This is a genomic window from Gluconacetobacter dulcium, from assembly GCF_014174165.1.
Lineage (GTDB): Bacteria > Pseudomonadota > Alphaproteobacteria > Acetobacterales > Acetobacteraceae > Gluconacetobacter > Gluconacetobacter dulcium.
The window spans coordinates 112,950-137,595 of record NZ_JABEQN010000009.1; the positions used below are offsets into that span (position 1 = coordinate 112,950).

A 24,646-nucleotide genomic window follows, 5' to 3' on the forward strand; every position below is an offset into this window, starting at 1 on the left:
GAGGGGTGATGCCGGAGCCGCCTTTGCCGCGTCAAGCGGCGGTTTTCTCCCTTGGGTGCTTTCGCACCGGTGGAACCCCATGATAACAGGACAACATGGCGCGTGCACTCAAAGCGGGTTTTCCCGCCCCTGTCCTGATGACCTCCACCGACGAACTGGTTGCGGTTGTCGAACGATTGCGGCGGGAGCCGTTCGTGACGATCGATACCGAGTTCGTCCGCGAACGGACCTACTGGCCGGAACTGTGTCTGGTGCAGTTGGCCGGTGAACACGACGTGGTGGTGGTGGACACGCTGGCGCCCGGACTGGACCTGTCGGCGCTGGGCGCACTGCTGGACGATCCGGCGGTGACCAAGGTGTTTCATGCCGCGCGGCAGGACCTGGAAATCTTCCTGCATCTGTTCGGCCGGTTGCCGGCGGCGCTGTACGATACCCAGGTGGCGGCGATGGTCGCCGGCTATGGCGACCAGGTGGGGTATGACAATCTGGTCTCGTCGCTGACGGGCGCGCATATCGACAAGGCGCACCGCTTCTCCGACTGGTCCGCCCGGCCGCTGTCGCCGGCGCAGATTGCCTATGCCGCCGCCGACGTGACGTATCTGCGCACCGTCTACCAGCTTCTGCGCGAGCGGCTGGAGACGGAAGGGCGCACGGAATGGGTGGCGGCCGAACTGGCGGTGCTGACCCGGCCCGAGACGTTCCGCCCCGATCCGGAGACCCTGTGGGAAAAGATGCGTCCGCGCACCAGCAACCGGCGGATGCTGGGCATTCTGCGGGCCATTACCGCATGGCGCGAACTGGAAGCCCAGCGGGTGAACGTGCCGCGCCAGCGGCTGCTGAAGGACGAGAGCCTGCTGGAGATCGCGGCGACCGCCCCGACCGATGCCGAGGCGCTGGCGCGCGTGCGCGGCGTGTCGCGCGGGTTTGCCGAGGGACGCAGCGGGGCCGGGCTGCTGGAGGCCATCGCGGCGGCGCATGCGCTGCCCGAGGCAGCGCTGCCGCGCCAGAACAAGGGCAAGGACGGCCCGCGCCCGTCGCCCGCGCTGGTCGCGCTGCTGAAAGTGCTGCTGGCGGCGTGCTGCGAGGAGCATGACGTGGCGCCGCGCCTGGTGGCGTCGTCGGAGGATATCGACCGGCTGGCGCTGGAGGCCGAGCCCGACCTGCCGGTGATGCAGGGCTGGCGGCGGGTGGTGTTCGGCGAGGATGCGCTGGCGCTGAAGGCCGGGACCATGCTGCTGGGCGTGGATGGGACGCGCATTCGCCGGGTCGGGTGCTGATAGCCTGACCGGACTGTGGGCCGGTGAGCGCGGGCGGCTCTTCAGGGGGCGCGCCCGGCATGTGTGTCCGGGCATTGGAGCGGAGCGGCCTTGAGGGGCCGCGCGCATCGGAGCGCGGAGGCGCGTTCGATCGTCGTCGGCGCATATTTACGGACAGGTTTCGCACCGTTTTTCCCCCGGGTTGTGAACAGGTTACTCCCAGCCTTGTCCACAAGATTTTGTGGTGGGATGGTTGAGTCCACCACAAGATAAGCCTAGTTTTCGGCTGTCCTTCGTCAGGAGAGATGGCATGGCTATGGAATGGACCGAGGAGACGATTGCGCGTCTCCGCGCGCTTTGGCAGCAGGGGCTGTCGACGGCCGAGATCGGTCGCCAGCTTTCGGTGACGAAGAACGCGGTTGTAGGCAAGGCGCATCGCCTCGGTCTACAGGCGCGTCCGTCACCAATTCGCAGACGGCCGGCTTCGGCCGGTGCGGCTGAACCCGGTGAGGCAGTCGTCGCACCGGCTCCGGCCCTGGCCACGGCTTCGGCTCCGGCCACGGAAACCGCTGCCGCCGCTTCGGCGTCGGTCGTGGTGCCGCCGGCCGTGTCGCCGGTTGTTGCGGCGGCTCCCGCGCCCGTTGCGGTGGTGCCTTCGGCGGTCGTGCCGCCTGTGGTGGCACCTGTTGTGCCGGTGGCGCCGCGTGTGGCCGAGGCCGCGCCGGTCGTGAGCCCGGTCCGGCAGCAGGCCGAGCCCGTGCCGCAGGCGCCGGTGCGCGCCGAGCGTGAGCCGGTGGTGCAGGCGGTTCCCCCGCCGCCGCCGGTGGTGGCCCCGAGCGTGTCGCGGCCGGAAACGCCGCGTGCGCCGTTGCGCGCGGTCTCCAGCCCGGCGCCGCGTCGCAGCGGCCTGAGCTGCTGCTGGCCGCTGGGCGATCCGGGCACGCCGGGCTTTCATTTCTGCGGGGCGACGCCGGTCCCTGGAAAGCCTTACTGTGCCGAACATGCGCAGCTTGCCTATGTGAAGCTGCGCGATCGGCGCGACAACGTGGCCTGACACGCGCCGGCACGCCGGGATGTCATGAAAAAACGCCGCGGATCGTTATGATCCGCGGCGTTTTTTTGTGTCTTCGCGCATGTCCGCGGAGGCCGGCGGCGCATTACCGCGCCGCCGGCCGGGGCAGGCGTTCAGCCGGCCGGGGTTTCTTCCGCGGCCGGGGTTGGGGCGGGTGCCTCGACGGGCTGGGCGGCGGGCTGGGCGCCGGTGATCATTTCCAGATGGCCGCTGACCTGGCCGCCATCTTCGACTTGCAGGCGGCGGCACTTCGCCTTGCCCAGCAGGCGCCCGGAGGAGCGGATGGTCAGGCTGCCGCGCACCGTCAGCGTGCCGTCGATGGTGCCGGCCAGATCGGCGTCCTCGACTTCGATCTCGCCACGGAACATGCCGCCATGGGCGACCTGGAGTTCATGCGCGTTGATCATGGTGGATTCCACCGTGCCTTCGACGACCAGGCGCTCGGCATCCTGGATCGAGCCCTGGACGCTGATTCCGCGTCCGACCACGAGGGTGCGGCGATCGCTGTGATCCTTGCGGGGGGCGGGCGTCTGGCCGGACAGGCCGGGGCGGCCGGGGATCGGGGGGGCGCCGGGCGGAGCGGGCGGATTGGACGGGAGCGGGGCGCGGGACATGGGGGCGGTCTCCTTGGGCGATTGGGGGAGGGAAGGGGTGCCGGCTGCCGGCGTCGCGCCCTGGCGGACGGGCGTGGCACCGGCGGGCGGGGCCGGGAACTCGATCTGCGAACTTGCCGGCCGGCCGGTGGACGGCGACGCGCCGACGGGCGGCTTCGCGTCTTCCGGCTTGGGTTTTTTTCTGGAGAACAAAAGCATACCCCGCTGCTGTCGAAGGTGAAGCCGCGCATGGCCCGGCGATCGGAACACGGTTGGTTCCCGAACGCATCCGGAAAACCGGTGTCTGGAACGATTAAGGATTACACGCGCGGGTGAGGTCGGAAAAGCGGGAAGCTGCAACTTTACGAACAAGAAATGCAACCATTGCGACCCCGCAGCCCCGGTGTTAGAGCCTGACCGCAGATGCGGGCTGGCGGCGTGTCCTCCGCGCGTTTCCCGCGCTTCGGTGCTCATGGCCAATCAGGGCCACTCCGCGCCGATGCTTGGAAACACATGTCGGGCGCGGCCCGATACGGGCCGCTCTCGCGCGCCAGCCCCCATTTTCGGTCAGGCTCTTGGCGAGGGGACTGTCTGTACGACAATCTTGGTGATTTGATGGCGGGCCGGCCACGCAGTTTCGCCGGTGCGCGTGGGAGAAGAATGGAATGTCTGTGACGGGTGCTGGCAGCGCGGCCGAATGCCGCTTCGATCTGCTGGGGATCGGCAATGCGATCATCGATGTTCTGGCACCGGTCGAACCGGATTTCCTGACCCGGCAGGACATGATTCCGGGCAGCATGAAACTGATCGACGCCGAACAGGCCGAAAAACTCTACGGCCTGGTGCATCGCGAGCGCGAGATGGGCGGCGGTTCGGCGGCCAATACCTGTGTGGTGGCGGCCAATCTGGGCGCGCGCGTCGCGTATCTGGGCAAGGTGGCCGACGATGCGCCGGGCCGCACCTTTGCCGCCGACCTTCAGCAGTCGGGTGTCTATTTTCCGTCGTCGTTCCTGAATGGCCAGGCGGGGCGCGAGCAGCCGACGGCGCGCTGCCTGGTGATGGTGACGCCGGACGGCCAGCGGACGATGAACACCTATCTGGGCGCGTGCGTGGCCTTCGGGCCGGAGGATGTGCTGGCCGACGTGGTGGCCGACGCGCATGTGACCTATCTGGAAGGCTATCTGTTCGACCCGCCGCACGCGCAGGAGGCTTTCCGCCAGGCGGCGGCGCTGGCGCATGCGGCCGAACGGCGGGTGGCGCTGTCGCTGTCCGACCCGTTCTGCGTCGCGCGGCATCGCGATGCCTTCCGCGAACTGGTGCATGGGCATATCGACATCCTGTTCGCCAACGAGGAGGAAATCTGCTCGCTGTACCAGACCGAGGATTTCACGACCGCGATGAACCAGGCGGCCGCCGATACGCATTTCGCGGTGCTGACGCGCTCGGGGCAGGGCAGCGTGATCATCCGGGGCGACGAGCGGATCGACGTGGCGCCGGTGGCGACGCAAGTGATCGACACCACCGGCGCGGGCGATGCCTATGCCGCCGGCTTCCTCGCCGGCTGGACCTCCGGGCGTTCGCTGGCCGAATGCGGGCGGCTGGGCAGCGTCGCGGCCTCCGAGATCATCTCGCATTACGGGGCGCGCCCGCTGGTGAACCTGCAACAGGACATGGAACTCTGATCTCCTGCCTCCGGAATGCATCGGTGCGTTCCGGAGGCAGGGCGATGAGAGGGGGATCGATCTGGCGGTGCGGAACGATCCGCATGGTGTCGCCGCCGGTATCGTGGCGCGTGCGGGACGCATGTGGCCCGCATGTGGCCGATGGGGGCGGGAAGGGTTTTCTCGCGGCGTCTGGCGTGCCCGTGACGGTGTCTGCTGGCGGCCCATGTATTCTGACGGCGGTTGAACGGGAGAGGCCCGGCGTGGGTAACGGGGTGGCGCGTCGTCCGCTGGCCGGGCGGCGGCGGCAGCGGCAGCTCATGCGCGCGCGGGAGGCGGGGAGACCGATCGGGGCCGATGGCGTGGCCAAGGCGGATCGACGGCGGTGGCACGCGGCCTGTTGCGGCCGACAGGATGCACCGTGTCGTGGCGGCAATTATTGGCGGCAATTATATTGTACAGCGCGGCGACGTTCGGGGGCGTGAAACGCGGGTTTGCCTGAGACGGATCTTGCCGACGCTTCTCGGTGGGGCGGGCGGACTGGCGCGGTGTTGGCGGGCAGGCGGGATCGTGCCGGTACAATAACAATAAAAATACGTTTTATCAGTATGTTGTGTTGGTATTCTGACTTGTGGACGCCTGAAATGGCTTGGATTCTACAAACCGTTAGATACAAACCCTGAGACATAGTAACGAGAGGGGGTCATTTGCTCTTCTTCTTGCGCATGGCTGATGATCGTTCATGTCAGAAGCGCGCATGTGGAAATGGAATATATTCTTTTTCAGTATGTTATAGGGAATTTTGAAAATTTCTTTTCATCTTGTGTATTATTAACAATATATAAGAGAAAGTTATAAATATTCTATTCCATTGACTTTGTTCTTGGGTTGTGAAATATCCTCAAGTGCCGAACTCAAGAAAAAAGCTATAATCGTGCTTCAATATTTGTATAAAGACGCTCCTGTCCGCATCAAGATCCGGGTGGTTCTTCTGATGGAGGAGGTTTATCCGCTGCTGCAAATTGCGTTGGCGGTTGCCGAGTATTTCCTGCACGTCAGCACTCTCCATATGCTGTACATGGCTGCGGTCATGTTCGTGCTGAGTCAGGTGGGGGTCGTCAGCATCTGGCATGTGCTGGAACGGGCCGTTATCGTGCCGACGGAAAAGCTGGTTCAGGTCGGCGAACAATTGGGGCGGGGGATCATCGCCGACACCATCCCGTATTTTGAGAACAGGGATTGCACCGGCAGGTTGGCGCGGATCATGGTGGCGTTTGCCAGCAACGTCAAAGAACAGACGGCGGCGCGCGAAAACCAGGAAAAGATGGCCGTCGAGATCCGCGAAGCCTTCGAACGCAGCCAGTCGCGTGACCAGCAGACAAGCAAGGTCATCTCGGTTCTGGGCGTCGCGCTGAGCGACATGGCCCAGGGGGATGTCAGCCAGCAGATTGCCGACCCTGTGTTTTCCGGCGAATTCGCGCCCTTGCGCGACGCTTTCAACAATTCGATCCAGGGCCTGAACGTGGCCCTGCGGACCGTGGCCGGCAGTTCGGACCTGATTGCGACCAGTGCGGCCGAGATTTCCACGGCGTCCGACGATCTTGCGAAGCGGACCGAAAAGCAGGCGGCCAATCTCGGTCAGGCCGCGATTTCGGTCAGGACCGTTACCGAAGGCGTGCAGGTGACCGCACGCGCCTGCGCGCAAACGACGGAAGAAACCCGTCAGGCGCTGGAAAAAGTCCGGCTGGCCACCGATGTCATGATAGAAACGACGAAATCCATGGACGGGATCAAGGTATCGTCCGACGCGATCGGTGAAATCATCTCGGTGATGGATAATATCGCGTTCCAGACCAATGTGCTGGCGCTGAACGCCGGCGTGGAGGCCGCGCGTGCGGGCGATGCCGGGCGCGGCTTCGCTGTGGTGGCGCAGGAAGTGCGCGCGCTGTCCGAAAAGGCGGCCCAGTCGGCGAACGAGATCAAGGGGCTGGTCACCGTCGCGTCCGAGCAGGTGTCCAAGGGGGTGGCGCTGGTGCAGACAACCGGGGGGTACCTGAGCGCGTTTGCCGAGACGACCAAGGGGATTGCCGAACGGATCGAAGGGATTTCCACCTCCACCCAGGAGCAGGCACGCAGCCTTTCGGAAATCACCGCGTCGATCAGCGACATGGACCGCGTCACGCAGCAGAACGCCGCCATGGTGGAGGAAACGACGGCCGCGAGCCATAACCTGACCGGTGAGACGAAAACCCTGTCCCAGACGCTTGGACGCTTCAGGATTTCCCGTTCGGGGTCGGGCCGGGTAATCGAACATGTCGGGACTGAACTGGTCGCCGATCCGGTCCTGGAGGACCGCTCCCGTCGGCGACAGAAGGTCCTGGCAGGGGCCCCGGCCTGAAGGCGGACCTGCGCGGCGACGTTCGCTTTCGACCGGCAGGGCGATCGAGGGCAGAGCCTGTTTGGATGCGTGTCTTCAGGCAGGGGACGATACGCGTTCAAACGATAAGCCGGGGCCTTTCCACCGAACCGGTTTCTGGTGGAAGGCGCTTGAGCCGTATCCGTTGACGCTGGTGCATGGGTCTGGAGCCTTGTTTTGTCGCGCATCACGATCGGGCCGGATGAGGCCGTTCGGCCCGATGATGCGTCAGGTCTGCTGGCTGGAAGCCTTTGCTTTCGCCGCTGCGTCCTTATTCGGGGGGCCGCACCTTTACGGGCAGTCGCGCATGAGCGTGCCGGTTCTGTGTGATCCGGTTCTGTGTCACGGGGCGTTCCCTGGTTTCTTCAGCCCGCTGTTCCGTGCGATATAAAAAGAGTCATTCAAGGACAATGATGTTGGACGCATTCGATTTCATACAGCTTCATACCGGCATTCTGGATTCGCTGCCGGTTGCCGTGATTATTGTCGATTCGCAGACTTTCAATATTATATATGTGAATGACGGCGCGAAGAAGATTATTGAGAGCATTAAACATATATTTGATTTCGATCTGGATGTGAACAATCTGATCGGGCTTTCGGTTGATGTCTTTCATAAGAACCCGGCCTACCAGAGGCGCATTCTGTCGGATGCGAAAAATCTGCCGCATTACGCCAGGGTTGGTATCGGCGATCAGACGCTCGATTTGAAAGTATCCGCGGTGATGGACCCGGCCGGTCGTTATCTGGCGAGTATGCTGACGCTGGAAAATGTCACGGCCGAAATCGTGTCCAACCAGAAATTATACCATATGGCTCATTATGATGTTCTGACGGATCTTCCTAATAGAGTCTTGTTTTTCAAGAAATTGTCGGAATTCATGGACGGTGTGGTCAAGAAATGCAGCGTTATTTATATTGATCTGGACGGGTTTGGTATCATCAACGATACATATGGTCACCAGGTAGGAGACCGGGTGATCGGGGAATTTGCCGACAGGCTCAAAGCAATCGAGGTGGAAGAAGAACAGTATGTGATGTTCAGCCGGATCGGCGGCGACGAGTTCTTATGTCTGTTCTCGGAAAATTCCGTCGAAGAGGTGTCGGCTCTGTCGGGCAGGATCATTTCCGTCTTCGATGCGCCGTTCGATGTCGGGGGGCAGAAAATGTGGCTCAATGCATCCATCGGGATCGCATTGATGCCCGAGCATGGCATTCTGGCGGATATTCTGATCGGTCATGCCGATCTGGCACTCAGCGAAGCAAAGAGAGCGGGCAAGGGGCGGGTCTGTTTCTTTTCCGAGGATCTGGTCACGCAGGCCTGGGAACAGGTCAGGATCAGTAAGAAATTACGGAGCGCGCTGATCAACGAGGAGGAACTGTTCCTCTTCTTCCAGCCGATCGTGGAGCTGAAGACCGGTCGCGCCGTGTCGCGCGAAACATTGGTGCGATGGAACAATCCGTTGCGCGGATGGGTGTCTCCCGCGGAATTCATCCCGATTGCGGAGCAGAGCGACCTGATCGAACTGCTGGATGATTTCGTGCTGGAAAAAGCCTGTCTCGCGGCGTTGTCGTGGCAGGACGGGGCGCGTGTCGCGGTGAATATATCGGCGCGGCATCTGGGCAGAAACACGCTGGTGCCGAAGGTCGCGTTCATTCTGCGGAAAACGTCGCTGCCGCCGGATCGGCTGGAGATCGAGGTGACGGAGACGGCGGAACTGCACTTGCTCGACAGGGTCATGGAAGACCTGCATGCCCTGCGCCGGATGGGGGTGCATATTACCCTGGATGATTTCGGAACCGGTTTTTCGTCGCTGAGCCAGATCAGATTCTTTCCGTTCGGCAAGATCAAGATCGATTCGTCATTCGTGCGCGATGCGATGGAGCGGCCGGAATGTGCCGCCGTGATCGGTGCCATCGCCTCGATCGGCCAGCGCCTTGGATTGCGCGTCGTTGCCGAAGGGGTGGAAACGCAGGCCCAGCATGATCTCGTTACGGCGGAAGGGTGCTCTGAAGGGCAGGGGTATTTTTATGGCGCCCCGTCCGCGGATGGACGATATGGCGCTCCGTGCCTGTCGGGTGGCCTGGATTAAGCACCGGCCGGCGGAGACGCGGCCCCGGTTTTCAGGCGGGCGCGCATGTGATGGTCCGACCGGGGGGGCCGGTGAACGGACGTCGGCGTGCGGGCGAGCACGCCAGGCGGCCGATCGCTCCGATCCTGCGTTACCGCTTGCGTGGGATCGCGTTTAACGATAGGGGAAAGTAAGAACGTGTCGCATTTGCGGCGGTGCGAGAGAGGCAATGATGGCTTGATCGTGCTCCTGAGAGCCTGACCGAAAATGCGGTTTGGTGAGCGAGAGCGGCCCGTCAGGGCCGCGCCCGGCGTGTGTTTCCGAGCATCGGAGCGGAGCGGCCTTGATGGCCGTGAGCACCGAAGCGCAGGAAACGCGCGGAGGACACGCCACCAGCGCGCATTTTCGGTCAGGCTCTGAGAGGGAGGGCAGGGCCGGAAGCGGGCGTGGCGTAAAGATCGAGTGGGACAGCCGGATAAATATTTCGCGCTTTTCGCGACACACCGCACTGATCTCGTGCGTTTCGCCAGGGGGATCATGAGAGATGATAGCCTGGCGGAAGATGTTGTTCAGGATGCTTTTCTGCGCCTGACGACCGCGACGGCGACGCAAGGGCGCGTTCTGGCGGACCCGCTGAATTATGTTTACCGCATTATCCGGAATCTGGCGTTCGACCGCTATCGACGGCGCCAATTCGAGGCCGGATTGTTTGATCATGAGATAGACAGTTCTTCCGAAACAATCGAAGCGGATGCCCCGACACCGGAAGGTGAGGCCTCGGGGAAATCCGACATGCGGGCGATGCGCGCCGCGATGGCGGAACTGCCGGAACGGACGTGCGTCGCATTGGAAATGCATCTGTTCGACGGACGAAAGCTGCGGGAAATAGCGGCGCATTTCGGTATCTCTATCGGAATGGCCCATTCCCTTGTCGCGGCGGGTATGGAACATTGTCGTAAACGTCTTTCCACACCTGAATCCTGATCAGGTGGGCAAGCGGTAGTTCATTGAAAAGATGCAAGTCTTCATTCGTCGCATAAAAGGAGATGTGCTGTTCGGATTGCTCCCGGTCGTCGCGGACGCAAGGCAGGCGAACAGGAAGGGTGCGGGCGAAGCGTGAGCGAGGACTTCAATCCAACAACGGCGGTTGAGTGGAAAATCGCTCTTTCGGAAGAGCCTGACGATCCTGTGCTCGGCGCGCGTTTTGACGCATGGCTTGCTGCTGCTGAGGATCACCGGACGGAGTGGCGGGACCTTACGCGGGGGCTTGAGAATTTCCGCGAGGTCGGTCCGCTTTATCGCGAGAAATGGGTGACTGCATCAGGTGGCGGACAAAACGCTGCGTTGCAGCGCGGCAGGCTGAAAAGAAGATCCGCCAGTTTTGTCAGGGTTTCGATTGTCGCATTCGCGGTTGCTGCCGCCGTTACGGTGGTATGCGCCCCTGATCTGCTGCTTCGATTGCAGGCCGATTACGTCACGGGCACGGCGGAGACGCGAACAGTCGATCTTTCCGATGGTAGCCAACTGATACTGGCACCGCGCAGCGCGGTAAAACTGTCTTACTCGGTAGGAAAGCGGGATATTCGTCTTTTGAAAGGCGAGGCGCTTTTCACGGTTCGACATGATATGGCGCGCCCTTTTGAGGTTCACACGGACAAATTGACCGTGACGGATATCGGAACCATTTTCGATGTCCGACTGGCTCGGGGGGAAGAAGAGGTCTCTGTCCGGGAAGGCGAGGTCCGGGTGCGGGACGTTTCGGGTGGATTTCATGATCTCGATGCCGGAACGTGGGAGCGGATCAGAACTGTCGGCAATGGCGTGAGCGTCACGCATGGGAGCAGGGCGCCGGACGATGTGGGGGCATGGTCGGCGGGGCAGATTATTGCCAAGGAAAACAGCGTCTCCAGCGTCGTGGATCGGCTCCGGCCTTACTACCGGGGGGTCGTCGTCCTTTACGGATCATCCTTTGGGGAGAAGTCACTCACCGGCGTTTATGACGCACGTGATCCGGTTGGCGCGTTTCGGGCGATCGCCGCCGCGCATCATGCCCAGATGCATCAGCTTTCGCCCTGGCTGACGATATTGGCGGCGCCGTAGGGCGATTCGTCACCCCGCGTCATTTTTTTCTGAAAAACGCTCTCTGCCCATTCGTTAGCCCAATGAGTGGTGCGGTTGCATTGCATTCGCAATTGTGACGGCCCATGCGCATGGGAACGGATAAGGTGATGACGATTGACGATGGAATGAAGCGGCGCGGACGGCGGGTCGCGTGGCTTGTCGCGCTGGGGAGTACGACGTTGCTGAATGCTGCCGTGACGAAAAGCTATGGGGCGGAACTTTCCCGGAGCGCTCAGGCTGTCAGATCATTTTCCATTCCGGCTCAGTCTCTTGACGATGGTCTTGCCCGGTTCGGGCAGCAAAGTGGGTGGCAGGTTTCCGTTGATGGCAATCTTGCAAAATCTCTGACAACGCATGGTGTCAGCGGTACGATGACATCTGCTCAGGCCCTCGATGCGATCCTGTCCGGGACTGGCCTGACATACACGATCACCGGCGGCCGAACCGTTGTGCTGACGAAAGCGGCGGCCAGCATGACGCTTGGTCCGGTGCGTGTCGGCGGGACCGTCGCACGGCAGGACCCGACGGGGCCGGGCGTCGGGTATGTGGCCGAAAACACGATGGCGGGTACGAAAACCGATACCCTTCTGACCGAAATCCCCAACTCCATCTATGTCGTCACCAAACAGCAGACGATCGACCAGCAACCGCAGAACGTCATGGAGGCGTTACGCTATACGCCCGGCGTCTTCTCTGAATCTTTTGGAACCTTCAATGGGGGTGACAGCATGAACGGCGGCGGGATCATGCAACGCGGTTTCTCCACGAGCCAGTATGTGGACGGCCTGCTGAGTACGTCCTACGTGGCGAACGAAACGACGTTCCTCGAACGGATCGAGGCGGTAAACGGCCCGGCCTCGGTGATGTACGGGCAGAACGCGCCAGGCGGCCTTGTTACCATGAGCCTGAAAAAGCCTACCGCGACCCCGCTTCATCAGGCGACGCTGGGCTTTGGCAACTGGGATCGTTTTCAGGCGACCGTCGATGTCAGCGACAGGATCGGCAGGTCCGGCAACGTACGCTACCGGATCGCGGCGATTGGCAACACGCAGGGCGAGCAGGCCGATTTCCAGCATTACCGGCGGGTTGCCGTTCTGCCGTCCATTACATGGGATATCGACGCCAGGACATCGCTGACGCTGATTGGTTCCTATAGCTACACGCCGGCCAACGGCGCGAACGCCGGCGCGCAATACACGCCCAATGGCACACTGATCGTCAATGAGAAATACCCGAGGATTCCACGCCATACCTTCGCCGGCCTGACGAATTTCAGCGAGGATAACGCGAATGACGCGATGTTCGAATATCAGTTCATGCACGCATTCAGCAAATACATCACCTTCAACCAGGTGTTGCGCTGGGAGAAAAGCGTTCAGAAAGACAAGGACGCCTTTAGCGGTGGCGGCATTTTGACGCCGGACCCCCGACTTCAATACTACCTTCCCGAGATACGAAATTATTCATCGAACGGCGTTTCCTTCGACACGCGGTTGCATGGTACGTTCAACACAGGCCCCATCCACCATACCTGGGTCGTGGGGTCCGATTTTCGGCATTACAACAACCCCCAGAACAATACGATCGCGTGCTCTCTGCTGAACTGTTCGTTCGCGACCTATTATATCAACCTCTATCATCCGCAATCCGTGCATTACGATCCCTGCATGAGCACGGACCCGTCATCGAGATGTCATGTGACCGGGTATAATGGTGCGTGGACCTATTTTCAGGAAGGCGTTTACTTTCAGGACCAGATGAAATGGAAACACCTTTCGGTCGTCCTGGGCGGGCGGGAGGACTGGTTCAGTCAGTCTTCGCATACCTACGATTTCAGCGCCAGAACAACCAGAGGTGCCTCCGCTTCTCAGAATGCCTTCACCTGGCGTGCCGGGATCGTCTATCAGTTTGATTTCGGCCTGGCCCCGTATTTCAGTTATTCGAAATCATTCAAGCCGCAAGGGGCGACCGATTTTTATGGAAAGCTCTTCCAGCCGCTGACCGGCAACCAGATCGAAGCGGGCTTGAAATACAAGGTCCCGGAGAAGGATATCCTGCTGACCGCCGCCGCCTATCGCATAGACGAGGATCATTATCTTATCGCCGATTTCGACCATCCCGGATTCAGTCGCGACGCGGGTGTGGTCCGGTCGCAGGGTTTCGAGGTCGCGGCCAATGCGAATGTGACGAGGGATTTGCGCGTGATCGCGTCGTACAGTTTTTCGGACGTCCGTTTCCGCAAGAACAACCTGATGCAGCGCGCGTTCAACCCCTACACCTGGAAATCGGGTCCCCTGACGGCGGAAGAGGGAAAAACCGTGCCCACGACACCGAGAAACATGTTCTCGCTCTTTGCCGATTATACGGTTCCCGCCTCGTTCGTCAAAGGGTTCGGGATCAACTGGGGATTGCGTTATGTCGGCTTTACTTATGCGACGAATGTCAATTCCTATAAGGCTCCGGCGTTCATGCTCTTCGACATCGGGGCTCACTACGATTTCGGTCAGGCGACGCCGACATTGCGCGGCCTCGTGGCGCGACTTGCGGTCTCGAACCTGACGAATTCCTATTATGTCAGTTCCTGCGGAAACTATAATTGCTATGTGGGCCAGGGGCGGAAAATCTACGGAAATCTGTCCTATAGCTGGTAAAATGTCCCCATCCTAAAGGACAGCGGCTTTTCCTTGTCGGTTTGGGTAATTTGCCTTTCGTCTCGGTGTCAAAATCGTGGGGAGAGGTGTTGCCGGTTCCGCAGGGCCGGCTCTTTCTGGAAACGGGACTGCTCGCGGCAGGATGCGTCGGGCGTTCCATGCCAGACTGGTGGGATGGCGCTGTGCAACGGTCGTGGGGTCATGCGGCAACCGGCGTGATCCATGTCCTGCAAAAACGGGTCGTCTGCGCCGGGCATGGTTCGCCATCTTCCGAAGGCGGGTCCGTGCCTGAAGGGAGAGCATCCCGTGTCGAACGATCTGGGCGAAGCGCCGCCGACGTGCGATCGCGTCACGCCCCTGTCTCTCGCGCCGTGGGCGGTGTGTGCCGTTCGGCCACGAGGGCGCAAGGGGCCGGGTGATCGGTCTGGACGATCCGACGGGCGCGGTCTCGCGCCTGCGGGATGGTGCCGAGGTTCTGAGCCGTCCGGCCAGTCTCATTTCGCTCGATCCTCCTGACCGCACGCGGAGCAATGAGGCGACGCGTTCCCTGCCGAAACGTGCCGTCGTCACGTCACTGACCGATCGGTCAGTGCGGGCTCGGCCTGCTGCCGAGGCCGTGCGGGAGGGGCGCGCGGGGCAGGGTTGGGGCCGCGCGGTGAAGTTTCGCGTGCAATCCGCGTGCGTCCCCTCTATCTAGCGCGGTGAAAAGAGATCATCCGTCGGTTCCGGCCGCTGCCCGCAGGGTGCGCGGTCGGCCGGCTTGCCCGTCCGGGCCCGCGAAGGAAGTCAGGTCACACACGTATGGATATCCGCAATATCGCCATCATCGCTCACGTCGACCATGGCAAGACGACGCTGGTCGACCAGCTTCTGAAGCAGTCCGGGTCGTTCCGCGAGAACCAGCATGTCGCCGAGCGGGCGATGGACAGCAACGATCTGGAACGTGAGCGCGGCATCACCATCCTGGCCAAGTGCACGTCGGTGGTGTGGAAAGAGACCCGCATCAACATCATCGACACGCCGGGCCACGCCGATTTCGGCGGTGAGGTCGAGCGTATCCTGAGCATGGTGGATGGCGCGGTCGTGCTGGTGGATTCCGCCGAGGGCGCGCTGCCGCAGACCAAGTTCGTGGTCGGCAAGGCGCTGGCGCGCGGGCTGAAGCCGATCGTGGTGGTCAACAAGATCGACCGTGGCGATGCCCGCCCCGACGAAGTGCATAACGAGATCTTCGACCTGTTCGCCGCCCTGGGCGCGAATGACGAGCAGCTCGACTTCCCGATGCTGTTCGCCTCGGGCCGTCAGGGCTGGGCGGATGAGGAGCTTGAGGGCGCGCGCAAGGATCTGGCGCCCATGTTCGACCTGATTCTGCGCCATGTGCCGGCGCCGAAGGTGGACAAGGAAGCGCCGTTCGCCATGATCGCCACGATCCTGGAGAACGACAACTTCCTGGGCCGCGTGCTGACCGGCCGCGTCGAGCAGGGCCGCGCGAAGGTGAACATGCCGGTGCGCGTGCTGCGCCCCGACGGATCGGTGGTCGAGACCGGCCGTCTGACCAAGCTGCTGTCGTTCCGCGGCCTGGACCGCGTGCCGGTGGAAGAGGCCGAGGCGGGTGACATCATTGCCGTGGCCGGCCTGTCGGAAGCGACCATTCCCGAGACCATCGCCTCGCCCGAAGTGACGGTGCCGCTGGAATCGATGCCGGTCGATCCGCCGACCCTGTCGATGACCTTCCGCCTGAATGACGGCCCGCTGGGCGGCCGCGAGGGCAAGAAGGTGACCTCGCGCCAGATCCGCGACCGTCTGTTCAAGGAGACCGAGGGCAACATCGCCATCCGCGTCTCCGAGAGCCCGGAGAGCGAGGCGTTCGAGGTGGCCGGGCGTGGCGAATTGCAGCTTGGCGTGCTGATCGAGCAGATGCGCCGCGAAGGGTTCGAACTGACGATCGGTCGTCCGCGCGTGCTGTTCCGCACCAATGAAGAGACCGGCGAGCGCGAAGAGCCGTACGAAGAGGTGCTGATCGACGTTGACGAGCCCTATTCGGGCGTGGTCGTCGAGAAGATGGCCATGCGCAAGGGCCTGATGCAGGACATGCAGCCCTCGGGCGGCGGCAAGGTGCGTCTGACCTTCCTGATCCCGTCGCGCGGGCTGATCGGCTATCATGGCGAGTTCCTGACCGATACGCGCGGCACGGGCATCATGAACCGTCTGTTCTCGGGCTATCAGCCCTGGGCCGGGCCGATCGAGGGGCGCCGCAACGGGTCGCTGATCTCGTCGGAAGACGGGGCGACGACGCAGTATTCGCTGTACTCGCTCCAGGACCGTGGCACCCTGTTCGTCGATGCCGGCGAGAAGGTGTATATCGGCATGATCATCGGCGAGCATTCGCGCGAGAACGACCTGGAAGTGAACCCGGTCCGCGAGAAGAAGCTGACCAACATCCGCGCCGCCGGCAAGGATGAGGCGCTGCTGCTGACGCCGCCGCGCAAAATGAACCTGGAACAGGCGATCGCCTATATCGAGGACGACGAACTGGTCGAGGTGACGCCGTCGGCGGTGCGGATTCGCAAGCGCTATCTGGACCCGCACGAGCGCAAGAAGCGTGACCGTGCCGGCGCTTCGGCCTGAACAGGCTGAGACTGGCCGTCGGGGAGGGTGACTTTCCGACGGGCGGGTAGAATCCGAGTGGGGCCATGGCGGGTTTCGGGGGTATTCTTCCCCCCGGAGCCTGTCATGGCCCGACCTGTTTAACGGACCTGGAATTTCTGTATCAAAGCGTGGTCCGGTGCGACATTTTCGGAAGGCAAGACGTTATAAAAACGTCATGAGAGAAATTGCCTCGGAAGGGTAAATCTGATAGCCGCGCTGGAAATCAGCTTGCGTCCTGCCTGGGTGGCTGCTGGTGCAACGATCTCTTTGACGATGCAGGGCCTGAACCAAGAAAATTTCTGAAAAGGAAGCGGACATGTTTTTCGCGGAGAATTTCGTGTCTATGCCTGCCGAGGAACAATGGGGCTACATCATTGCCCATACTCCGGAAACGATCAGGCATGGACTCTGCGAAATCGTGCGTCGGAACGGCCGCACATGCGTCATCAATTTCTACGAGGCGTTGCTGAACCTGCCGGAGGCGGCGCTTTTTCTCGAACGCGATACGGTGGAGAGGCGGCTGCGGGGGAGCCTGCAGAATTGGCTGGAGCGCCTGTTTCCTGAGCAGGAGACCGATATGGCCGGCCTGCGGGCGCTGCAGGAGCGCGTGGGATCGGTCCATGCGCAGCTTGAGATTTCGCCCGGCCTGGTCTCGTACGCGTTCTATTTCATCAAGATGAGCCTCAACCTGTTCATCATCGATTATTTCGAGTCGCAGGACGATCGGCTTCGGGCGGTGATCTATTGCCAGTCCATGGTCGATTTCGCCATGACCTACATGAACAGCGCCTACAATACCGATTTCAAGAAGAAGGTGGAGCAGGACCAGTCCTTCAAGATGTTCTCGCTGGGACAGGACCTGAATTTCGAGAAAGAGACCCAGAAGACGACCTTCTTCGACTGGAGCACGCAGGCGCTGTTCTGCCTGTGCGAACAGAGGCTGGTTGACCTGCAGACCATCGCGGAGTCGCAGTTCGGCCTGTGGATGGCGCACAAGGGGCAGAATCTGTTCAAGGGAACCGAGGATTTCGCGCTGCTCCAGACCATGATCGCGGGGATCGACCGGCGGATCGTGGCGATACGGGCGAGTGATGGGGTGCCTTCCGGTTTTGCGGCGGAACTGCGGAACAATATCCGCGACGTGACCTTTCTGACCAACCGGCTGTTCCAGGCGATGGAGGCGTTGCAGAGCGGGCTGGACCCGCTGACCAAGACGCTGACCCGCCGGTTCCTGGATGTGGTGATCCAGAACGAGATCGCGTTTTCCCTGTCGCACGACAAGGAATTCAGCATCATTCTGCTCGATATCGATTTCTTCAAGAAGATCAACGACAGCGCCGGGCATCTGGCTGGAGACGAGGCGCTGCGGCATGTCGCCGAGATCATCATGGGGTCGGTGCGCAGCAATGATTTCGTCTTCCGTTACGGGGGCGAGGAATTTCTGATCGTGTTGACCGAGAGTTCCAGTGCCGCCGCCGCCGGATATGCGGAGCGCATCCGCAGCCGGATCGAGGCCAGCGCCATTCCGTGCTCCACCGGCGCGACGCTTGCGCTGACCATTTCGGGCGGGATTTCGACCTTCCGGGGCGGGATCAAGATCAGTGCGCTGATCGAGCAGGCGGATCGGGCGCTGTATGCGGCCAAGGAGGCCGGGCGGAACCGGATCGAGATCTATTCCCGCGACCGGATCGACATGCGTTCGCGCGACGGCTGATAGCGTGTCGTAGTTCGTAACGTTTTTAAGTTTGAGATTACGTTGCAATTAAGGCAATGTGCCCGCAACTGGGCACATATATACATATTTTAATACGAGACGGATTTCGGGCGGCGTGCTACCACTATCATGCACGGTCCGTATGCCGCCTTGCGCCCCATGCCTGCGGGGGAGGCGTTCTCCGGTTACGGATCCGGGTGTTGATTGGGATGACATCCTGATTTCTGGAGACATTCAATGATCGTTTCGACACGTCGCTTCCTGGCCGCTCTTTCGACCGTCGCCCTGATGGGCGCCGCCATTCCGGCCTTCGCGCAGGAAGCGCCGGCCACCCCGGCGGCTCCCGCGGCCCCGGCCGCTCCGGCTGCGACCGCCCCGGCGGCGCCCGCCGCCCCGAGCACCCCGGAAGCCGCCCCGGCGGCCCCCGAGACTTCGACCTCGACGGGCGAGGCGCCGAAGAAGCACAAGCACAAGCACCACCACAAGAAGAAGACCGCGACGGAAGCCAGCCCCTCCAAGTAATCGGGCTGTTGACGTCACGGCGCGGGGCTGCGGCCCCGCAGCCGGAAAGGAAGCGGGGGTGGCCAGGCCACCTCCGCTTTTTTTATGCGATTTCCGTGACGATGCCAGAGGTTGCCGCCGGTGTGGGCTCTATGGAGCGGACCCTGTTTGAATGTGTGCATTCAAACAGATGAAGATTCGCCCACAGACAACAAACCTGAGCATTTCTACCGAACGGTTGGTGGTGGAAATGCTCCGGGAGGGCCGGTGCGCGGTGGTCAGGCCGAGTAGCGGTCGATGGACAGGTCGAGGTGGGGGATGGCGGGGCGGCGGCCGGTGATCAAGTCGGCCAGGAGTTGGCCGGAGCCGCAGGCCATGGTCCAGCCCAGCGTGCCGTGGCCGGTGTTGAGCCACAGATTGCCGAAACGGCCCGCGGGGCCGATGACCGGCGTGCCGTCGGGCGTGTTGGGGCGCAGGCCGGTCCAGTAGGTGGCGCGGCCGAGGTCGCCGCCGCCGAACAGGTCGGAGAACGAGCGTTCCAGCGTGGAGCGGCGGTCGGGGCTGAGGCGCAGGCTGTAGCCGGTGAGTTCGGCGGTGCCGCCGATGCGGATGCGGTCGCCCAGGCGGGTGATGGCGACCTTGTAGGTCTCGTCATTGACCGTCGAGGTGGGGGCGCGGGTTTCGTCGGTCAGCGGGACGGTCAGCGAGTAGCCCTTGACCGGGTAGACCGGCAGCCTGATGCCCAATGGACGCAGCATCAGCGGGGAGTAGCTGCCCAAGGCCAGCACGTAGGCGTCGCCCGTGACGCGGCCGGCGGAGGTGCGGACGCCCATGATCTCGGTGGCGCTGGCGTCCAGCCCCTCGATACGGGTTTCGTACTGGAAGGTGACGCCCAGTTCCTCGGCTTTCTGCGACAGGCGCTGGGTGAACATGTGGGCGTCGCCGGATTCGTCGCCGGGGAGGTAGAGGCCGCCTTTCAGCAGGTGGCTGGCGTGGGCCAGGCCGGGTTCGCGCGCGACGATTCGCGGCACGTCGAGCAGGTCGTGCGGGATGTTGCTCTCGGTGAGCAGGCGCATGTCGTCGGCCGCGTGGTCGAGCTGGGCCTGGGTGCGGAAAAGCTGGATCAGGCCCTTCTGGCGGTCGTCATAGGTGAGGTCGGTTTCCGCGCGCAGGTCGGTGAGGCAGTCGCGGCTGTATTCGGCCACCCGCAGCATCCGCGCCTTGTTGATGTCGTAGGCATGGGCGGTGCAGTTGGCCAGCAATTGCGTCATCCAGCGCAGCATCGGCAGGTCGAGGCGGGCGCGGATGACGAGGGGGCTGTTCTTCTTCAGCATCCAGCCCAGCGCCTTGAGCGGCAGGCCGGGCATGGCCCAGGGGGTGGAGTAGCCGGGCGAGACCTGGCCCGCATTGGCGAACGAGGTTTCCATCGCGGCGGCGGGCTGGCGGTCGATCACGGTGACTTCGTGACCCTGTTTGGCCAGATACCAGGCGGTGGTGGTGCCGATGACCCCGGCGCCCAGGACGATAACCTTCACGCGTTCTCTCCCTGCGGTGATGTGTCGTCGCGATAGAGGCGATGGTAGCGCGCGCCCAGGCCGGTCAGCAGTTCGTAGCCGATGGTGCCGGCGGCGGCGGCGGCCTCTTCGAGTGGGTGGTGGGGGCCGATCAGGTCCAGCGCGGTGCCGGCGGCGAGGGGTGTGCTGCCGAGAGCGGTGACGTCGACCGCCAGGCAGTCCATGGAAATCCGGCCGACGATCGGCAGCATGATATTCGGCCGGGCGGGCAGGATGGCGTGGCCTCGGCCACCGATGGCGCGGGGGAAGCCGTCGCCGTAGCCGACGGCCAGCGTTGCGATCCGGCTGGGGCGGTCGGCGATGAAGCCCGCGCCGTAGCCGACCGCCGTGCCGGGGCCGATCTGGCGGGTCTGGATAAGTCTGGCCTGAAGCCGGACGACCGGGCGCATCGGGTTCGGCTGGCCGGGGGTGGGGTTGATGCCGTACAGCGCGGCGCCGGGGCGCACCATGTCGAAATGCCAGTCTGGACCGAGGAACAGGCCGGAGGACGCCGCCAGGCTGGCGGGCATGGCGGGCAGGCGGGCGCGCAGGCGCTTGAAGGCGGTGTGCTGGGCGTGGTTGGCCGGGTGCGCGGGTTCGTCGGCGCAGGCCAGGTGGCTCATGACCAGTGTCGGGGCGAGGCCGGCCAGCGGGGCATTTTCGGCCAGCAGGGTGTTCACATCGTCCTCCGAGAGGCCGAAGCGGGACATGCCGCTGTCGAGTTGCAGGGCGGCGGGGAGGGAGGCGCCGGTCTGGTGGGCCAGGGCGCGCCAGTGGGCGATCTGCTCCAGGCTGTTCAGGACCGGGACCAGCCCCGCCGCGTGCAGGGCGGCTTCGGTGCCCGGCATGGCGCCGTTGAGGACGAAGATCGTGCAGTCGGGGCCGAGCAGGGGGCGGATGGCCGCGCCTTCGGCGAGGTGGGCGACGAAGAAGGTACGGCAGCCCGCACGGTGCAGCGCCGGGACCACCCGTGCGGCGCCCAGCCCGTAGGCGTTGGCCTTGACGGCGGCGGCGCAGGTGACGGCGGGGCCGACCCGGTCGCGCAGCAGACGGTAATTGTCGGCAAGGGCGGCAAGGTCGATGGTCAGGATGCCGCCGGTCGAGGCGGCCGGCATGGCGGAAAAGGTCTGTGGTGCTGTGTCGACTGGCACGTATTGCGGGCTCCCGTCGGAAGCGGTGACGATAGACCAATTTCGGGGTGACGCAATATCGGGCCGTCCCGTGAGAGCGGGCCCGGCATGCGGTGCGGTCAGCGATCGTGGTCCGCGTGGGTGGTTGGTGCGAGCGCCCTGAATTCCCCAAATGGCGGGCTGTTGGCGGGCTGTTGGCGAAGGGAAGCATCTGGGTGGACCGGAAGGCGCCCAGGTCTGCCGTTCGGTCTGGCTGGAGGGATTGGCCCGGCGGGCGCGGCGGCGCTGGTTCGCCGTTGATTGTGACGCGGTAGAGAATGATGTCGGAAGGATGGAGGAAATTCCGCACTGTTCGACAGGGTGGGACGCAGCGGGATGATTGTGAGGTCGCCCGTGTTGCCGTGACCATCGCGGCGACGGGTTGCGCTGCGAAGCGCGCCCGTCGCCGCATGACCAGCGAACGGGATGAGGGACGTTTGCGGGCGCGAACGGCGGATCGTGACGCGGGGAGCCGCATCAGGGATGAATATCAGGAAAATCCGCGACGCGACCTTTGAAGGGGGGCCGCTTCATCATCCGGTATATCGTCGCGCCGGTCGGAAACATGGCGCCGACCGCGGACGGGTCCGGATATCACGCCACTATGGACCGCATCCTGATGTTCGCGGAATGAGATCAGACCGGTTTGCGGCAGGGCCGGGGGTGGTTCGGTTCATCCATGCTGGGCCATTCCTGCTGTGGCAGCGGCGTTTTTCGAATAATTTCTCAATACCCGACATTGATGGCGATATTGCCGAAAGCACCCTTGTTGCCGAAGCCGTTCAAAGTTCGGCTGGGGGGCAGGCTATGCAGGCGCCAGCCGACATTGAAAGTCAGGCTGGCATATCGCCCCACGGTGCTATGCAGGTCGAGTCCGATGCTGGACAGGTCGCTCTCGTTGATGGCTTGCGGGATGGTGTGAACCTGCGAGACATGCCCGTAATCGTAGAACACGCCTATCTGCTGGGTGTCGTAAAGCTGCGCGTCCGGGGCGACGATATGCGTCAGGCTGAAGGCCGGGGCGCGGATCTCGTTGGTGAGGCTGATGCCCTCCGTGCCGAGCGAGGTGTCGGTGGCATAGCCCCGCGCGGTGTAGAGGCCGCCGAGGCCGATCTGGTTGCTGTACATGAGGTTGGTGCTGGAGACCTGTCCGGTGGCCTGCAGGAGCCATGTTGCGCCGCCCGGCAGCCAGGTGGTGCGGGTCAGGGTGAGGGTGTCGTAGACATAGCGGTCGGAGGCGCCGGGCACGAGTGTGCGGACATTGTGCTTCCGGTCGGCTCCGGTCAGGCCGCCGGGGCTGAAAACGAGCTGGTTACGGAACGTGGTCTGCCCGTACGGATCGCTCATCGTCGCGTTATAGATGATGGGGAACTGATTGACCTCGGCCTCGCTGGCGAAAACCTGGGCACCGCCGAATTCGAGCGTGTTGTTGGTCGTCTTGAAATCATAGCCGGCCTGGATGTCGTGGGTCAGGCGCGTAAGCGGCCATATGGCAACGGTTGGCAGGGTGTGGATATAGCGCAGGCTGGCCTGGCCGCTATGTCCGGCTTCGTTGAAAGAAATGCCGTTGCTTCTGTAATTCGGATGTTCCCACGCATAAGAGCCGAAAACCTGGATCTGGTCATGCCAGGGCAGTGGCGTGCTCCAGTTGACGGCATGACCGCTGTAGAGATCGCTGACACTGTGGGTGAACTGATAGGATAGGATCTGCCCCAACCCCGCGACATTACCCCATGTGCCGCCGACGGCCCATTCCGACCGGCCCATCATCGGTACGCCCGCGTTGTCGTAGGAGGCATAGACATGCAGGGGGAGGCGATCCCTGGTTTGCAGGGTTACGTCCGTCGTGCCTTGCTTGGCGCCGGGGGCGAAGAAGCTGTCGACGGTCCGGAAGGGATTGTCGTTCAGTCGATCCAGCGCGTCCTGCACGTCAGCGAGGCTGAGGGTTCGGCCGGGAACGAGCCCGCTGTCCCGGCGGAGCAGGGCGCTGGAGAACCAGTGGTTGCCGGTGATGTTGAGTGCTCCGAGCCGGTATTCGGTCACGACGATCTGTACTATGCCCGCGCTGACGTTTTGCGGCGGCACGATGACGTAGACGAAAGGGTGGCCGTTTTTCTTGTAAAAAGCACTCGTATCCAAAGAAATGGTGTTCAGGTCCGATATCGTCAGCGGTTTTCCGAGATAGGCGGAAAGGCTGCGGGTGAAATTATCTCTTCCGAGCAGCGGCAGCCCGTCATGGGAGATGCCGGTTGTCCCGGGAGTGGGGCCCGCGGGTTTCAGAGCCCGGATATCCGGTAGGAAGACCAGTCCTTTCAAGACGGGAATGACGACCGTGTTCGACGGGCGGAGCGGTGGGGCCTGGGTCCCGGACGGTGTGGAAACGATCGGCGTGGGGGCAGGTGGAAGTTGCCTGGGAGCCAGTCGGTCGTAAGCCTGGGCATGAGCCCGTTCGGGAGCCAGAAGGACCGACACGGCAAGCGCGCAGCAGGAGATAATCGATGTGCGCATCAGTTGGCGTTTCCGAAACTGTTGGAATAGGGCAGGGGGCGGATGATCAACTGACCGCCCGAGGACGCCCCGGCCCCGAGCATGGCGTCGGGATTGCCTGACAGGATCGTCAGGCGTCGTGGGGTGCTGCTGATGATGTCGGTGTTCGCATTGCTCGTGCTGGGAGTGTCCGTATCCGATCCCGTGCCGGCCGAGGCGGTCGAAGTCGAAACTGAAACCGGTGTCGGAACGGTGGCAGCCGCCGGTATAGGCATCGGAGAGGAGTTACCGCTCAAAATGAGGACAGGCCAGAAGATCGGTGGGGAGATTGAGGCGGGAGACGAAATGGTCAGGGTGCCGGACTGATAGGTGACGGCGTAGTTGGTCAGTCCGCTGCCCTGGGCGGCGGAGGGGGTGATGACGTAGCCGCCGACGGGGCTGGTGTTGGTGGCCTGGGTGGTGAGGGTGGCGCCGGTGACGGTGTCGCCGTTGAGCAGGCCGGTGGCGGAGACCTGTGTGGCGCCGAGGGCGGGGGTCTGGCCGTAGACGCTGCTCTGGTTCAGGGCGGTGATGGTGAGGGCGGCCGGGTCGATGGTCAGGATGCCGGGCTGATAGGTGACGGCGTAGTTGGTCAGTCCGCTGCCCTGGGCGGCGGAGGGGGTGATGGCGTAGCCGCCGACGGGGCTGGTGTTGGTGGCCGGGGTGGTGAGGGTGGCGCCGGTGACGGTGTCGCC

General features: G+C 63.0%; 16 protein-coding genes. 11 read left to right on the forward strand and 5 right to left on the reverse strand.

Features of this window, described 5'->3' with window-relative positions; all coding sequences use genetic code 11:
* Nucleotides 1-95 precede the first annotated feature (95 nt).
* Complete coding sequence (gene rnd, locus HLH25_RS09390) at nt 96-1,277, forward strand: ribonuclease D (protein WP_182973810.1); 1,182 nt, start codon at nt 96-98, stop codon at nt 1,275-1,277.
* A gap of 295 nt (nt 1,278-1,572) precedes the next feature.
* The gene (locus tag HLH25_RS09395; RefSeq protein ID WP_375288969.1) at nt 1,573-2,310 is read left to right on the forward strand and encodes a GcrA family cell cycle regulator; all 738 of its coding nucleotides are present in this window, start codon (nt 1,573-1,575) and stop codon (nt 2,308-2,310) included.
* Nucleotides 2,311-2,441: 131 nt separating this feature from the next.
* Here HLH25_RS09395 and HLH25_RS09400 read toward each other — a convergent pair whose 3' ends face one another.
* The gene (locus tag HLH25_RS09400) at nt 2,442-3,140 is read right to left on the reverse strand and encodes a bactofilin family protein (RefSeq protein WP_375288968.1); all 699 of its coding nucleotides are present in this window, start codon (nt 3,138-3,140) and stop codon (nt 2,442-2,444) included.
* A 446-nt stretch (nt 3,141-3,586) separates the two neighbouring features.
* Here HLH25_RS09400 and HLH25_RS09405 point away from each other — a divergent pair, with 446 nt between their 5' ends.
* The 9 genes from HLH25_RS09405 (at nt 3,587) to HLH25_RS09445 (ending at nt 18,724) form a co-directional block, all read left to right on the forward strand.
* A complete protein-coding gene (locus HLH25_RS09405) occupies nt 3,587-4,603 on the forward strand; it encodes an adenosine kinase (protein ID WP_182973812.1) in 1,017 nt (338 codons plus the stop codon).
* Between the two features lie 973 nt (nt 4,604-5,576).
* The gene (locus HLH25_RS09410) at nt 5,577-6,980 is read left to right on the forward strand and encodes a methyl-accepting chemotaxis protein (RefSeq protein WP_220791751.1); all 1,404 of its coding nucleotides are present in this window, start codon (nt 5,577-5,579) and stop codon (nt 6,978-6,980) included.
* A gap of 434 nt (nt 6,981-7,414) precedes the next feature.
* Nucleotides 7,415-9,091, forward strand: a complete 1,677-nt coding sequence (locus HLH25_RS09415) for a sensor domain-containing protein (RefSeq protein WP_182973814.1) — start codon at nt 7,415-7,417, stop codon at nt 9,089-9,091.
* Nucleotides 9,092-9,532: 441 nt separating this feature from the next.
* Nucleotides 9,533-10,054, forward strand: a complete 522-nt coding sequence (locus HLH25_RS09420) for an RNA polymerase sigma factor (RefSeq protein ID WP_182973815.1) — start codon at nt 9,533-9,535, stop codon at nt 10,052-10,054.
* A 132-nt stretch (nt 10,055-10,186) separates the two neighbouring features.
* The gene (locus HLH25_RS09425) at nt 10,187-11,170 is read left to right on the forward strand and encodes a FecR family protein (RefSeq protein ID WP_182973816.1); all 984 of its coding nucleotides are present in this window, start codon (nt 10,187-10,189) and stop codon (nt 11,168-11,170) included.
* Nucleotides 11,171-11,316: 146 nt separating this feature from the next.
* Nucleotides 11,317-13,842, forward strand: coding sequence for a TonB-dependent siderophore receptor (locus HLH25_RS09430; RefSeq protein WP_259657221.1), 2,526 nt, complete (start codon nt 11,317-11,319; stop codon nt 13,840-13,842).
* Nucleotides 13,843-14,643: 801 nt separating this feature from the next.
* Entirely contained in the window at nt 14,644-16,467 is a 1,824-nt protein-coding gene (gene typA / locus HLH25_RS09435) for a translational GTPase TypA (protein WP_182973818.1), read from the forward strand.
* Nucleotides 16,468-16,831: 364 nt separating this feature from the next.
* A complete protein-coding gene (locus HLH25_RS09440) occupies nt 16,832-18,202 on the forward strand; it encodes a GGDEF domain-containing protein (protein ID WP_246401842.1) in 1,371 nt (456 codons plus the stop codon).
* Between the two features lie 237 nt (nt 18,203-18,439).
* Nucleotides 18,440-18,724 carry a hypothetical protein gene (locus HLH25_RS09445; RefSeq protein WP_182973820.1) on the forward strand — a complete coding sequence of 95 codons (285 nt, stop codon included), beginning with the start codon at nt 18,440-18,442 and terminating at the stop codon, nt 18,722-18,724.
* 257 nt (nt 18,725-18,981) lie between these two features.
* Here the strand turns inward: HLH25_RS09445 and HLH25_RS09450 are convergent, their stop codons facing one another.
* The 4 genes from HLH25_RS09450 to HLH25_RS09465 form a co-directional block, all read right to left on the reverse strand.
* The gene (locus HLH25_RS09450; RefSeq protein ID WP_182973821.1) at nt 18,982-20,238 is read right to left on the reverse strand and encodes a D-amino acid dehydrogenase; all 1,257 of its coding nucleotides are present in this window, start codon (nt 20,236-20,238) and stop codon (nt 18,982-18,984) included.
* Complete coding sequence (gene alr / locus HLH25_RS09455) at nt 20,235-21,371, reverse strand: alanine racemase (protein WP_182973831.1); 1,137 nt, start codon at nt 21,369-21,371, stop codon at nt 20,235-20,237. Before alr ends, HLH25_RS09450 begins: the two co-directional genes overlap by 4 nt.
* Nucleotides 21,372-22,151: 780 nt before the next feature.
* On the reverse strand, nt 22,152-23,933 hold the full coding sequence (locus tag HLH25_RS09460) for a ShlB/FhaC/HecB family hemolysin secretion/activation protein (RefSeq protein ID WP_182973822.1): 1,782 nt from the start codon (nt 23,931-23,933) through the stop codon (nt 22,152-22,154).
* A partial coding sequence (locus HLH25_RS09465) for an MBG-2 domain-containing protein (protein WP_182973823.1) occupies nt 23,933-24,646 on the reverse strand: 714 nt, incomplete at its 5' end. The genes HLH25_RS09460 and HLH25_RS09465, both read right to left, overlap by 1 nt.